Here is a 13,700-nt window from a genome sequence, read left to right on the forward strand (position 1 = left end):
GCTCTGCTACAATCTTGCCTCTCGAACGACATTCAGGCGCGTAGCTCAGCTGGTTAGAGCACCACCTTGACATGGTGGGGGTCGTTGGTTCGAGTCCAATCGCGCCTACCAATTTCCGTCCGCTGTAGCCAACCGTAGGGTAAACCTGCGGCGCTTCGCGCAGGCGGCCTTCCTAGAATCTTTTGCACCGCCGCATGAGCGTCTGCCGACGCGGCCGCGAAAGAACCCCAGGAGCTCCCCCTCGTGCAAAGCAAGAAAGCAGTCGCCTCTTCCACGCAGCCTGCGCAACCCGTGCAGCGCGTGATCAAGAAGTACCCGAACCGGCGGCTGTACGACACCGACACCTCGACCTACATCACGCTGGCCGAGGTCAAGCAGCTGGTGATGGACACCGAGTCGTTCACGGTGCGCGACGCCAAGACCAACGAGGACCTGACCCGCAGCATCCTGCTGCAGATCATCCTGGAGGAAGAGGCGGGCGGCGCCCCGATGTTCAGCGAGGCCGCGCTGGCCAACATCATCCGTTTCTACGGACACGCGGCGCAGGGCTTCATGGGCACCTACCTCGAGAAGAACGTGCAGGCGTTCAGCGACATCCAGGCCAAGCTGGCCGAGCAGTCCAAGCACCTCACGCCCGAGATGTGGGCCCAGTTCATGAACATGCAGAACCCGCTGATGCAGGGGATGATGGGCAGCTACGTCGAACAGTCCAAGACCATGTTCGACAAGATGCAGGAGCAGATGCAAAAGCAGACCGAGCAGATGCTCGGGGCCTTCATGGGCAAGCGCTGAGCGCGGGCCCATCGGTTTGCACCAAGGCCGGGCTTTCCGGCCTTTTCTCTTTTTCGGGCCGCCCCGCGGCCGGCAAATCGTCCCTTTGGGACAATACGAACCATGAGTGATTCCACTGTCGCCGAGGCCGCCCCGAAGGTGGGCTTCGTCAGCCTCGGCTGCCCCAAGGCGCTGACCGATTCCGAGCTGATCCTGACCCAGCTGTCCGCGGAAGGCTATCGCACGTCCAAGACCTTCGAGGGCGCGGACCTGGTGATCGTCAACACCTGCGGCTTCATCGACGACGCCGTCAAGGAAAGCCTGGACACCATCGGCGAGGCCCTGGCCGAGAACGGCAAGGTGATCGTCACCGGCTGCCTGGGCGCGCGCTCGGGCGAGGGCGGCGGCAACATGGTGCGCGAGATTCATCCTTCGGTGCTCGCCGTCACCGGCCCGCACGCCACGCAGGAGGTGATGGACGCGGTCCACACCCACCTGCCCAAGCCGCACGATCCCTTCGTGGACCTGGTGCCGGCGGCCGGCATCAAGCTCACGCCCCGGCACTACGCCTACCTGAAGATCAGCGAGGGCTGCAACCACCGCTGCACCTTCTGCATCATCCCCTCGATGCGCGGCGACCTGGTGAGCCGGCCGGTGGGCGACGTGCTCAAGGAGGCGCGGGCGCTGTTCGAGAGCGGCGTGAAGGAGCTGCTGGTGGTCAGCCAGGACACGTCGGCCTACGGCGTGGACACGAAGTACCGCACCGGCTTCTTCGACGGCCGTCCGGTCAAGACCCGCATGCTGGAGCTGGTGCAGGCGCTGGGCGAACTCGCGCAGCCGCACGGCGCCTGGGTGCGGCTGCACTACGTCTATCCCTATCCCTCGGTCGACGAGGTGATCCCGCTGATGGCCACGGGCGCGGTGCTGCCGTACCTGGACGTGCCGTTCCAGCACAGCCACCCCGACGTGCTGCGCCGGATGAAGCGTCCGGCCAGCGGCGAACGCAACCTGGAGCGGCTGCAGAAATGGCGCGAGGCCTGCCCCGAGCTGGTGGTGCGCAGCACCTTCATCGCGGGCTTCCCGGGCGAGACGGAAGAGGAGTTCCAGCACCTGCTGGACTTCGTGCGCGAGGCGCAGATCGACCGGGCCGGCTGCTTCGCCTACAGCCCGGTGGAGGGCGCGGCCGCCAACGAGTTGCCCGGCATGCTGCCGGCGCAGGTTCGCGAGGAGCGCCGGGCCCGCTTCATGGCGGTGGCCGAGGAGGTCTCGGCCCAGCGCCTGCAGCGGCGCGTCGGCGCCACGATGCAGGTGCTGGTGGATTCCGCGCCCGGGCTCGGACGCAAGGGCGGCGTGGGCCGCAGCTACGCGGACGCCCCGGAGATCGACGGCACGGTTCGGCTGCTGCCCCCCGAGAAGCTGAGCAAGCAGCTGAAGGTGGGCGAGTTCACCCGCGCGCGCATCGTGGCCACCGAAGGCCACGACCTGGTCGGGCTTCCGGTCTGAACCGGATGCCCAAACGAATAAAGCCGGCTTGCGCCGGCTTTATGATTTGTCTTGGTGCCCAGGAAGGGACTCGAACCCCCACGATGTTACTCGCTAGTACCTGAAACTAGTGCGTCTACCAATTCCGCCACCTGGGCATTTCAGGAAAGAAAAGGATTCTATATCAAAAACATCGGACCTCAACACGTGAGCGGCCTCCTCGATGAAGTCGAGGGAGTGATCCAGGGGCATCGCGACGGTCACGGCTACGTCGTGCGCGACGACGGCGAAACCGACATCTACCTTCCCCCCAACGAGATGCGCGCGGTGCTGCACAAGGACCGCGTGCGCGCACGCATCGTGCGCCACGACCGCAAGGGCCGGCCCGAAGGCCGCGTGGTCGAGATCGTGGAGCGCCCGCCCCAGCCGATCATCGGCCGGCTGCTGCACGAGAGCGGCGTCTGGCTGGTCGCGCCGGAGGACAAGCGCTACGGGCAGGACGTCCTGATCCCCAAGGGCGCCACCGGCACGGCCAAGCCGGGCCAGGTGGTGGTGGTGGAGCTCACCGAGCCGCCCAGCCTCTATGGCCAGCCGGTCGGCCGGGTCAAGGAAGTGCTGGGCGAGATCGACGACCCCGGCATGGAGATCGAGATCGCGGTGCGCAAGTACGGCGTGCCGCACGAGTTCTCCGAGCCCTGCATCGCGCAGGCGCGGGTGCTGGCGGACAAGGTCCAGCCCAAGGACCGCAAGCACCGCGTGGACCTCACCGACATCCCGCTGGTCACCATCGACGGCGAGGACGCGCGCGACTTCGACGATGCCGTCTACTGCGAGCCGGCCAAGGTCGGCCGCGGCAAGGGCTGGCGCCTGCTGGTCGCCATCGCCGACGTCAGCCACTACGTGGAGACCGGCGCGGCGATCGACGTCGACGCCTACGACCGCGCGACCAGCGTGTACTTCCCGCGGCGGGTGATCCCCATGCTGCCGGAGAAGCTGTCCAACGGGCTGTGCTCGCTCAATCCCGAGGTGGATCGCCTGTGCATGGTCTGCGACATGCTGATCGCGGCCACCGGCGAGATCCAGGCCTACCAGTTCTACCCGGCCGTGATGTGGAGCCATGCCCGCTTCACCTACACCGAGGTGGCGGCCATCCTGGGCAACACGCGCGGTCCGGAGGCGCAGCGGCGCAAGGAGCGGGTGGGCGACCTGATGAACCTGCACGACGCGTACCGGGCGCTGCTCAAGTCGCGCCAGGCGCGCGGCGCGGTGGACTTCGAGACCACCGAGACGCAGATCGTCTGCGACGAGAACGGCCGCATCGAGAAGATCGTGCCGCGCACGCGCAACGAGGCGCACCGCCTGATCGAGGAGTCCATGCTGGCCGCCAACGTGTGCGCCGCCGACTTCATCCAGAGCGGCAAGCACCCGGGCCTGTACCGGGTGCACGAAGGCCCGACGCCGGAGAAGAAGGAGATCCTGCGCAACTACCTCAAGGCCATGGGCGTGGGGCTGTCGATCAGCGACGAGCCCATGCCCGGCGAGTTCCAGAAGATCGCCGAGGCCACCAAGGACCGCCCGGACGCGCAGCAGATCCACACCATGCTGCTGCGCTCCATGCAGCAGGCCATCTACACGCCGATCAACAGCGGCCACTTCGGCCTGGCCTACGACGCCTACACGCACTTCACCAGCCCGATCCGGCGCTACCCGGACCTGCTGGTGCACCGCGTGATCAAGGCCATCCTGGCCAGCGGCCACTACACGCTGCCCACGCTGCCCACGCCGGGCGAGGCGCACGAGAAGCTGGCGCGCCGCCTGGCCAGCCGGGTCGCGCCGCCCAGCCACAAGCTGAAGAAGGTGGCGCCCCCCACCAAGGAGACGCAGGCCTGGGAAGCCGCTGGCCTGCACTGCAGCGCCAACGAGCGCCGGGCCGACGAGGCCAGCCGCGACGTCGAGGCCTGGCTCAAGTGCAAGTACATGCGCGAGCACCTGGGCGAGGAATACGGCGGCGTGGTCAGCGCGGCCACCACCTTCGGCATCTTCGTCACGCTGGACGCGCTCTATGTCGAGGGCCTGGTGCACATCACCGAGCTCGGCGGCGAATACTTCAAGTTCGACGAGGCGCGCCAGGAACTGCGCGGCGAGCGCACCGGCATCCGCTACGCCATCGGCTCGCGCGTGCGGGTGCAGGTCAGCCGGGTCGACCTGGACGGCCGCAAGATCGACTTCCGCCTGGTGCGCGAAGGCGAGGAACTCGAGTCGCGCGCGATGCGCGACAAGGGCGCCTCGTCCGGTCCGTCCGGCAAGGCCGCCGGCAAGCGCGCCGCGGCCCGCAGCAAGACGGCCAAGGCCGGCGAGCACTCGCCGATCCAGAACCTGAAGGCGGCCGTCAAGAAGGCCGCCGCTTCCGCCAAGAGCAAGGGCCGCAAAGGGCGGCGCTGAGGAGACCGCATGGACAGCAAGACCCAACCCGGCCGCGTGGCCATCGTCACCGGCGCCGGCAGCGGCATCGGCAAGGCCGCCGCACTCGCCCTGCTGGCCGACGGCTGGCGCGTGGCGCTGGCCGGCCGCCGGCAGGACGCGCTGGCCGCGGTCAGGGAGCAGTCGGGGGCCGGCGAGCGAGCGCTCGCGGTGCCCACCGACGTCACCGACCCGGCGTCGGTGGCGGCCCTGTTCGAGGGCGTCGTGAAGGCCTGGGGTCGCGTGGACCTGCTGTTCAACAACGCGGGGGTCGGCGCGCAAGGCGTGCCGCTGGACGAACTGCCGCTGGACGCCTGGAAGAGGGTGGTCGACACCAACCTGAACGGGATGTTCTACACCATCCAGCAGGCCTTCCGCGTGATGAAGGCGCAGTCGCCGCGCGGCGGCCGCATCATCAACAACGGCTCGATCTCGGCCCATGCGCCGCGGCCCAACTCCATCGCCTACACGGCGACCAAGCACGCGGTCACCGGCCTGACCAAGGCGGCGTCGCTCGACGGCCGCAAGCACGACATCGCGGTGGGCCAGATCGACATCGGCAACGCGCACACCGAAATGGCGGCGCGCATGGCCAACGGCGTTCCGCAGGCCAATGGCGAGATCGCGCCCGAGCCGCTGATGGACGTGGCCGTGGTCGGCCAGTCGGTGCTCTACATGGCCAACCTGCCGCTGGAGGCCAACGTGCTGTTCCACACGGTGATGGCCACCAAGATGCCTTTCGTCGGGCGCGGCTGATCAGAGTGCGCGGGCCAGTGCGCCGGCGGTGAGCGCGGGACCTGCGGGCCAGCGGTCGGCGACCGCTCCGTGGCGCCAGGCGGCCGCTGCGGCGGCATTGGCCGGGGCCGCTCCGGCCGCCATCAGCGCGGCGATGAATCCCGCAAGGACGTCGCCCGTGCCGGCGGTGGCGAGGCGGGCATTGCCGGTCGGATTGATCCGCGGCAGGCGCATCCCTTCTCCGGGCAGGCTCGACCCATCCCCGTCATTCCCGCGGAGGCGGGAATCCAGTCCCGGCGCCGCGATCACCGACCCGGATCCCTTGAGCAGCACCGCGCAGCCGTAGCGCGCCGCCAGCGTCGTCGCGCTGCGGATCCGGTCGGCCTGCACCTCGCCCGTCGTGCAACCAAGCAGTCGCCCGGCCTCCAGCGGATGCGGCGTCATCACCGTCGCCTGGCCGCGCTCGGTCCTGCGCAACAGTGCGTGTTGCAGCGCAGGCTCGGCGGCGATCGCGTTCAGCGCATCCGCATCCAGCACCAGCGACTTCGCGCGGCGCAGCACGTCGGGCAGCACGCCGGCCACGTCGGCGCCGCCGCCGCACCCGCAGGCCACGGCCATCGTCTCCAGGGGCAGCCCGGCGGCTTGCCGCACCATCAGTTCGGGCTGGCCCGGCACCAGCGCGCCGGCCAAAGGCGCGAGCGGGCACAGGTACACGCGACCGGCACCGGCCTGCAAGGCGGCGGAGGCCGCGAGGACCGCGGCGCCCACCATGCCGGCTGCGCCCCCCACCACCGCCACATCGCCATAGCTGCCCTTGTGGCTGGCATGGAGCCGCGCCGCAGGAGGTGGTGGTCCCGCGAGCCAGGCCGATGCCCGTTCGTCCTGCGCGGCCAGCGCCAGGTCGTCGAACCACACCTGCCCGCACCGATCGCGCCCGAACGCCGTGAACAGCCCCGGCTTGAGCGTGAGAAGGCTGAGCGTGTGCGTGGCGCGGACCGACTCGCCCGTGCCGGTGTCCGCCGAGAGGCCGCTGGGCACGTCGACCGCGAGGACGGTGCCGGGGCCGGCATTGATCGCATGCACCACGGCGGCGAGCTCGCCCTCCAGGGCCCGGGCGTTGCCGATGCCGAGCAGCGCGTCGATGCACAGGTCCCAGTCGCGTGGCGGCTGCTCGGCGCGCGCCAAGCCGGCCGCCTGGCACCTGGCCCAGGAAGCCGCCGCATCGGGCGGAAGCCGGGCCGGGTCGCCCGACAAGGTCAGCACCACCGGCTTGCCCCATCGGTGCAGGTGCACGGCGGCCTCCAGCCCGTCGCCGCCGTTGTTGCCGGGGCCGCAGGCGATCCAGGCCGTCTTCGCGTGGGGCGCAATGGCCAGCGCGAGCCGCGCCGTGGCCAGGCCGGCCCGCTGCATCAGCGTGTGGAAGGGCAGGGCGGCCGCGGCCTCGCGCTCGAGCGCGCGCGTGGTCGCGACGTCGAAGAGGGGCCAGGGGCGGTCCGCGGTGACCTGGAGCATGGCGCGGATTGTGCGCCGCGCCTGCGCCGGCTCAGCCGGCCAGGCGCTCGATGCCCAGGCCTTCGATGTCCAGCAGCGGGTCGTGGCCGGACATCAGGTCGGCCACCACGCGGGCGCTGCCGCAGGCCAGGGCCCAGCCGCTGGAGCCGTGCCCCAGGTTGAGCCACACGCCCGGGATGCCGGAGGCGCCCAGCACCGGCGGGCCGTCGGGCAGCATGGGCCGCGCGCCCTTCCACTCCTGCACGGCCGCGCCCTTGTTGGAGAGTTGCGCGGCCCCCGGGAACCAGTCGTGCAGCACCTTGTAGAGCGTCTGCAGCGCGGCCGGGTTGCGGCGCTTGAGGGTGCCGCCGATCTCGGCGCTGCCCGCCACGCGCACGCGCTGGCCCAGGCGCGTGATCGCGACCTTGTAGCGCTCGTCCATCAGCGCGCTGCGCGGCGCGTTGAGGGCCTCGCGCAGCGGCGCGCTGATCGAGTAACCGTAGACCGGGGCCATCGGCACCTGCAGGCCGAGCGGCCGCAGCAGCGCCACCGACTCCAGGCCGCCGCACACGACCACGGCCTGGAACTGCAGCGCGACCGGCGGGTCCTCGCCCTGCTGCACGGTCAGCCGGGCCGGCGAGGCCCGGTCCAGCGGCAGCACGTTGGTGTTGAAGTTGAACCGGGCCCCCGCCGTCTTGGCGGCGTCCTTGAGCAGCAGGGCGAACTGGCGGCAGTTGCCGGCCTCGTCCTCGGGCAGGTGGATCGCGCCGAGGAAGGGCGTGTCGGGATTGAGCGCCGGCTCGACCTGCCGCGTGGTCGCGGCGTCGATCTCGTGGAAGCTCACCCCGGCTTCGCGCAGCACCTGCAGGCCCGGCTGCACCATGCGCTGGTCCTTCTCGGAGCGCAGCAGCACCAGGTAGCCGGGGCTGCGGTCGTAGTCCAGCTGCAGCGAGTCGACCAGCCAGTGCAGGCGTTCGCGGCTGTAGAAGGCCAGACGCTGCAGCCGCGCGCGGTTGGCCATGTAGGCGTCGAGCTTGCAGGCGCGCCACCACTGCACCATCCAGCCGAGCTCGGCGGCCGACAGCGGCAGGGTGAGCTTGACCGGGGCGTGGCGGCTGAACAGGTAGCGCAGCACCTTGGCCGGCATCCCCGGCGCGGCCCAGGGCGTGACGTAGCCCGGCGCCACTACGCCGGCGTTGGCGAAGCTGGTCTCCTCGGCCACGGCGCCGCGGCGTTCGAAGACGGTGACCTGGTGCCCGTCGGCGGCCAGTTCGTACGCGGTGGTGACGCCGACGATGCCGGCGCCGATGACGGCGACTTTCAAGCGGATGCGCTCCCTGCCTTCGGCACGTCAGGAGCGCCGGCCGGCGGCCAGCGCGGCCTCGACCGCCAGGCCGGCGTCGAGCACCGCGTCGTCGTGCATCGCGCCGTGCCACAGCATCAGCCCGACGGGCAGGCTGCCCGGCGCCTGGCAGGGCAGGGACAGGGCGCAGCCGTCGAGCATGTTCACCACGCTGGTGTTGCGCAGCAGCAGGCCATTGACCCGGAAGAAGGCCTCGTCGCGTTCGGCGCCGGGCGCCACCTCCGCCACCGGCGGGGCGACGATCGGCACGGTGGGCGAGAGCACGGCGTCGAAGCCGGCCAGCGCGGCTTCGACTCGGGCGACCCAATCGACCCGCGCGCGCACCAGGTCCAGGTACTCCCAGGCCTTCATGTTCGCGCCGCGCTCGATTCGGGTGCGCACGCGTGGGTCGTAGCCGGCGCCGGCGCGATCCAGCAGCGGCCGGTGCCAGGAGTAGCTCTCGGCGGCGGTGAAGCCGCCGGTCGACTGGATGGAGCCGAGGTCGCGGATGTCTTCCAGCGCGATCTCCTCGATGCGCGCGCCGGCGTCGCGCAGCGTGCGCAGCGCGGCCTCGAACGCCTGCGCCACCGGCAGGTCGAGGCCGTCGAGCATCTGGGTGCGGGCCACGGCGAAGCGGCGCGCCGACAGGGGCCGGTGCTCCAGCGCCACGGCGCGGGCGGCCAGCACCTCGTGCGCCAGCACCGCATCGCGCACCGATCGCGTCATCGCGCACACCGTGTCCAGCGTCGTGGACAGCGGCAGCGCGCCGTCGAGCGGCGCCAGGCGGGCGGTGTTCTTGAAGCCGACGATGCCGCACAGGGCGGCGGGGATGCGGATGGAGCCGCCGGTGTCCGAGCCCAGGCCGATGAAGGCGGCGCCGGTGGCCACCGACACGGCCGCGCCCGACGACGACCCGCCCGGGATGCGCGGCGTGGCCGCGTCGGCCGGGTTCACCGGCGTGCCGTGGTGCGGGTTCACGCCCACGCCCGAGAAGGCGAACTCGGTCATGTTGGTGCGGCCGACCAGGCTGGCGCCGGCCGCCCGCAGGCGCGCGACCGCCGCGCTGTCGGCCGCGGCCGGCGGCGCATCGGCCAGCACCACGGAACCCGCGGCGGTGACCTGGCCCTGCACGTCGAACAGGTCCTTGACCGAGACCGGCAGGCCGGCCAGCGGCAGGCCCGCGGCGGCCGCCGAGCCGGCCACGCGGGCCTCGTGCGGCAGCGTGCGAAGGAACGCCTTGTCGCAGGCGGGAGACTGGGCGATGGCGAGCGCGCGGCGGAACTCTTCTGCGGCGTCGGTGCGGCCGAGCCCGAGCTGCTCCCGGGTGGCGATGAGGTCCTGCATGAGGGGAATGGCGTCGAGGGCCTGTGTTAGAATCTTGCGGTTTTGCTGGGTGGCGGCGCACGGTGCGCCACCGCAGGACAGCGAAACAAATCCCGAATCCGTCCCAACCAGGTGTCGCGAGGGCTACTCAAGGCCCGGCGATTGCGGGCCGGATTCTAGACCCAACCTAGGAAGAATTCCCCATGGCAGTCTCCATGCGCGAAATGCTGGAAGCCGGCGTCCATTTCGGACACCAGACCCGCTTCTGGAACCCCAAGATGGCCCCGTTCATCTTCGGCCATCGCAACAAGATCCACATCATCAACCTGGAAAAGTCGCTTCCGATGTTCCAGGACGCGACCAAGTTCGTGAAGCAGCTGACCGCCAACCGCGGCACCGTGCTGATGGTGGGCACCAAGCGCCAGGCCCGCGACATCGTCGCCACCGAGGCCCGCCGCGCCGGCGTGCCCTTCGTCGACCAGCGCTGGCTGGGCGGCATGCTGACCAACTTCAAGACGGTCAAGACCTCCATCAAGCGCCTGAAGGACATGAAGGCCCAGCAGGAAGGCGGCCTGGAGGCGATGAGCAAGAAGGAACAGCTGATGTTCCAGCGCGAGATGGAAAAGCTCGAGAAGGACATCGGCGGCATCCAGGACATGAACGGCCTGCCCGACGCCATCTTCGTGATCGACGTGGGCTTCCACAAGATCGCCGTGTCCGAGGCCAAGAAGCTCGGCATCCCGCTGGTGGGCGTGGTCGACTCCAACCACTCGCCCGAGGGCATCGACTACGTGATCCCCGGCAACGATGACTCGGCCAAGGCCGTCGCGCTGTACGCCCGCGGCATCGCCGACGCGGTGCTGGAAGGCCGCAACAGCGCCACCACCGACGTGGTGCGCGCCGTCTCCGAAGGCAGCGACGAATTCGTCGAAGTCCAGGAAGGCGCCGGCGCCTGATCGCGCGACCCCCGCTTCAAGGAAGGGGCTCTAGGGCCCCTTTTTACCGTCCGAATCACTGAAAGGATCGAAATGGCAGCTATCACTGCAAGCATGGTCGCCGAACTGCGCGCCAAGACCGACGCCCCGATGATGGAGTGCAAGAAGGCGCTCACCGAGGCCGAGGGCAACCTGGACAAGGCCGAGGAGATCCTGCGCGTCAAGCTGGGCAACAAGGCCGGCAAGGCCGCCGCCCGCATCACCGCCGAAGGCGTGGTGGCCGCGAGCATCCAGGGCACCACGGGCGCGCTGCTCGAGGTCAACTGCGAGACCGACTTCGTCACCAAGAACGAGAGCTTCCTGGCCCTGGCCAAGGCGGCGGCCGACCTGGTCGCCAAGGGCAACCCGGCCGACGTGGCCGCGCTGGGCGCGCTGCCCTACAGCCAGGACGGCTTCGGCCCCACGCTGGAAGACGTGCGCAAGGGCCTGATCGGCAAGATCGGCGAGAACATGAGCTTCCGCCGCTTCAAGCGCTTCTCCGGCGACACCAAGCTGGCCTCGTACCTGCACGGCACCCGCATCGGCGTGGTCGTCGAGTACCAGGGCGACGACGCGGCCGCCAAGGACGTGGCCATGCACATCGCCGCCATGAAGCCGGTGGCGCTGGCCAGCAGCGACGTGCCGGCCGAGCTCATCGAGAAGGAGCGCAACGTCGCCACGGCCAAGGCCGCGGAAGACCGCAAGGTCGCCGAGGCCGCCGGCAAGCCGGTGCAGTCGGACGAGATCGTGAACAAGCGCATCGAAGGCGGCGTGCAGAAGTACCTCAAGGAGGTCTCGCTGTTCAACCAGCCGTTCGTCAAGAACGACAAGCAGACCGTGGAGCAGATGCTCAAGGCCGCCAACACCACGGTGAAGGGCTTCACCCTGTACGTGGTGGGCGAGGGCATCGAGAAGAAGGTCGACGACTTCGCCGCCGAGGTCGCCGCCCAGGTCGCCGCCGCCAAGGGCGCCTGACCCCCGCCGGGCCCGCGGCACCCGCCGCGCGGCCCGCGCCGCTAAACTCGTCCACCACCGAACCCGGAGCCTCGTCCAATGCCTGCTTCCCCCGCGCACAAGCGCATCCTGCTCAAGCTGTCCGGAGAGGCGCTGATGGGGGACGACCCGTTCGGCATCAACCGCTCGACCATCGTGCGGATGGTGGAAGAGGTGGCCGACGTGGTGCACAGCGGCGTGCAGCTGGCCGTGGTCATCGGTGGCGGCAACATCTTCCGCGGCGTGGCCGGCGGCTCGGTCGGCATGGACCGGGCGACGGCCGACTACATGGGCATGCTGGCCACGGTGATGAACGCGCTGGCGCTGGCCGACACCATGAACAAGCAGGGCCTGGTGGCCCGGGTGATGTCGGCCATCGCCATCGAGCAGGTGGTCGAGCCCTACGTGCGGCCCAAGGCGCTGCAGTACCTCGAGGAAGGCAAGGTGGTGATCTTCGCCGCCGGCACCGGCAACCCCTTCTTCACCACGGACACTGCGGCCGCCCTGCGCGGCGCCGAGATCGGCGCGGAGATGGTGCTCAAGGCCACCAAGGTGGACGGCGTCTATTCGGCCGACCCCAAGAAGGACCCCTCGGCCACCCGCTACAGCAAGATCACGTTCGACGAGGCGATGGCGAAGAACCTGGGCATCATGGATGCCACGGCCTTCGCGCTGTGCCGCGACCAGAAGCTGCCGATCAAGGTCTTCTCCATCGTCAAGCACGGCGCCCTCAAGCGCGTGGTGATGGGCGAGGACGAAGGCACGCTGGTGTACGCCTGAGAGATTTGGAGAGGAAGGAGACCCCATGGCCACGATCGCCGAGATCAGGAAATCCACCGAGGGCCGGATGGACCAGTCCATCGCCGCCTTCAAGCACAACCTGACCAAGATTCGCACGGGTCGCGCCAACCCCGGCCTGCTGGACACGGTGCATGTCGACTACTACGGCTCGTCGGTGCCGATCAGCCAGGTCGCCAACGTGTCCCTGCTGGACTCGCGCACGATCAGCGTGCAGCCCTGGGAAAAGGGCATGGGCCCCAAGATCGAGAAGGCCATCCGCGAGAGCGACCTGGGCCTCAATCCCGCCTCCATGGGCGACCTGATCCGCGTGCCGATGCCCCCCATGAGCGAGGAGCGCCGCAAGGAGATGACCAAGCTGGTGCGCCACGAGGGCGAGAGCGCCAAGATCGCCGTGCGCAACATGCGCCGCGACGGCAACGAGGCGGTCAAGAAGCTGGTCAAGGACAAGCTCGCCTCCGAGGACGAGCAGAAGCGCGCCGAGTCGGACATCCAGAAGGTGACCGACCGGCACATCGCCGAGATCGACAAGATGGTCGAGGCCAAGGAACAGGAGATCATGGCCGTCTGAGCGCCCCGCGCCCGACGTCCGTCCTCCCACCAAGGCCAAAGTGACCGTACCCCACCATATCGCGATCGTCATGGACGGCAACGGGCGCTGGGCGACCCGTCGCTACCTGCCCCGCGTCGCCGGCCACAAGAAGGGCGTCGACGCGCTGCGGGCGTGCGTGCGCCATTGCGGCGAACGCGGCGTCAAGGTCCTCACCGTTTTCGCGTTCTCGTCCGAGAACTGGAACCGCCCGCCCGAGGAAGTCTCCGGCCTGATGGAGCTGCTGGCCGTGGCGCTCTCGCGCGAGGTGCCCCACCTCAAGGCCGAAGGCGTCCGCATCCACTTCGTGGGCGACCGCTCGGCGCTGTCCGAGAAGGTGCGCAACGGCCTGGCCCAGGCCGAGGCCGCCACCGCTTCCAACACCCGGCTGGTCTTCAACGTCTGCTTCAACTACGGCGGGCGCTGGGACATCGCCCAGGCCGCCGCCCGCCTGGCCGCCCGCGGCGAGGCCATCACCGAGCAGTCGCTGGACGAGGCCATGGCGCTGGCCCACGTGCCCGATCCCGACCTGCTGATCCGCACCGGCGGCGAGCAGCGCATCAGCAACTTCCTGCTCTGGCAGGCGGCCTACTCCGAGCTGTACTTCAGCGACAAGCTCTGGCCCGAGTTCGACGATGCGGCGCTGGATGCGGCCATCGCCGACTACGCGCGCCGCGAGCGCCGCTTCGGCCGAACCTCCCAGCAGGTCCAGGAACCGGTGGCCAAGAAGGCTGCCTGAGCC

General features: G+C 69.8%; 12 protein-coding genes and 2 tRNA genes. 10 read left to right on the forward strand and 4 right to left on the reverse strand.

Annotated features, from left to right (window positions below):
• Positions 1-34 precede the first annotated feature (34 nt).
• The 3 genes from ASG30_RS21505 (at position 35) to rimO (ending at position 2,274) form a co-directional block, all read left to right on the forward strand.
• Positions 35-111: transfer RNA gene (locus ASG30_RS21505), tRNA-Val, on the forward strand.
• Between the two features lie 132 nt (positions 112-243).
• The gene (gene phaR, locus ASG30_RS21510; RefSeq protein ID WP_055902050.1) at positions 244-792 is read left to right on the forward strand and encodes a polyhydroxyalkanoate synthesis repressor PhaR; all 549 of its coding nucleotides are present in this window, start codon (positions 244-246) and stop codon (positions 790-792) included.
• Between the two features lie 102 nt (positions 793-894).
• A complete protein-coding gene (gene rimO / locus ASG30_RS21515; RefSeq protein WP_055902053.1) occupies positions 895-2,274 on the forward strand; it encodes a 30S ribosomal protein S12 methylthiotransferase RimO in 1,380 nt (459 codons plus the stop codon).
• Between the two features lie 52 nt (positions 2,275-2,326).
• On the opposite strand, the gene ASG30_RS21520 is transcribed toward rimO, so the two are convergent.
• Positions 2,327-2,411, reverse strand: a tRNA-Leu gene (locus tag ASG30_RS21520).
• A gap of 49 nt (positions 2,412-2,460) precedes the next feature.
• Between ASG30_RS21520 and rnr the strand changes: the two genes are divergently transcribed.
• Positions 2,461-4,695, forward strand: a complete 2,235-nt coding sequence (rnr, locus tag ASG30_RS21525) for a ribonuclease R (protein WP_235579868.1) — start codon at positions 2,461-2,463, stop codon at positions 4,693-4,695.
• Positions 4,696-4,704: 9 nt separating this feature from the next.
• The gene (locus ASG30_RS21530) at positions 4,705-5,469 is read left to right on the forward strand and encodes an SDR family oxidoreductase (protein ID WP_055902058.1); all 765 of its coding nucleotides are present in this window, start codon (positions 4,705-4,707) and stop codon (positions 5,467-5,469) included.
• Here ASG30_RS21530 and ASG30_RS21535 read toward each other — a convergent pair whose 3' ends face one another.
• From ASG30_RS21535 to ASG30_RS21545, 3 genes are read right to left on the reverse strand one after another with little or no spacing between them, the layout of a single operon-like run.
• Positions 5,470-6,960 carry a bifunctional ADP-dependent NAD(P)H-hydrate dehydratase/NAD(P)H-hydrate epimerase gene (locus ASG30_RS21535; RefSeq protein WP_055902060.1) on the reverse strand — a complete coding sequence of 497 codons (1,491 nt, stop codon included), beginning with the start codon at positions 6,958-6,960 and terminating at the stop codon, positions 5,470-5,472. It abuts the gene before it with no gap.
• A 31-nt stretch (positions 6,961-6,991) separates the two neighbouring features.
• Complete coding sequence (locus ASG30_RS21540; RefSeq protein ID WP_055902064.1) at positions 6,992-8,263, reverse strand: D-amino acid dehydrogenase; 1,272 nt, start codon at positions 8,261-8,263, stop codon at positions 6,992-6,994.
• Positions 8,264-8,290: 27 nt separating this feature from the next.
• Entirely contained in the window at positions 8,291-9,625 is a 1,335-nt protein-coding gene (locus ASG30_RS21545) for an amidase (RefSeq protein WP_055902068.1), read from the reverse strand.
• A 182-nt stretch (positions 9,626-9,807) separates the two neighbouring features.
• On the opposite strand from ASG30_RS21545, the gene rpsB reads away from it, so the two are divergent.
• From rpsB to uppS, 5 genes are all read left to right on the forward strand, one after another.
• Positions 9,808-10,560 carry a 30S ribosomal protein S2 gene (rpsB, locus tag ASG30_RS21550; RefSeq protein ID WP_055902073.1) on the forward strand — a complete coding sequence of 251 codons (753 nt, stop codon included), beginning with the start codon at positions 9,808-9,810 and terminating at the stop codon, positions 10,558-10,560.
• Positions 10,561-10,632: 72 nt separating this feature from the next.
• On the forward strand, positions 10,633-11,553 hold the full coding sequence (gene tsf, locus ASG30_RS21555; RefSeq protein WP_055902076.1) for a translation elongation factor Ts: 921 nt from the start codon (positions 10,633-10,635) through the stop codon (positions 11,551-11,553).
• Positions 11,554-11,631: 78 nt separating this feature from the next.
• Complete coding sequence (pyrH, locus tag ASG30_RS21560; protein ID WP_055902079.1) at positions 11,632-12,351, forward strand: UMP kinase; 720 nt, start codon at positions 11,632-11,634, stop codon at positions 12,349-12,351.
• Positions 12,352-12,376: 25 nt separating this feature from the next.
• Entirely contained in the window at positions 12,377-12,940 is a 564-nt protein-coding gene (gene frr / locus ASG30_RS21565; protein WP_055902084.1) for a ribosome recycling factor, read from the forward strand.
• Between the two features lie 40 nt (positions 12,941-12,980).
• Positions 12,981-13,697 carry a polyprenyl diphosphate synthase gene (uppS, locus tag ASG30_RS21570; protein WP_268793601.1) on the forward strand — a complete coding sequence of 239 codons (717 nt, stop codon included), beginning with the start codon at positions 12,981-12,983 and terminating at the stop codon, positions 13,695-13,697.
• Positions 13,698-13,700 lie beyond the last annotated feature (3 nt).

It is taken from the genome of Ramlibacter sp. Leaf400, assembly GCF_001424545.1.
Classification (GTDB): Bacteria; Pseudomonadota; Gammaproteobacteria; order Burkholderiales; family Burkholderiaceae_C; genus Ramlibacter.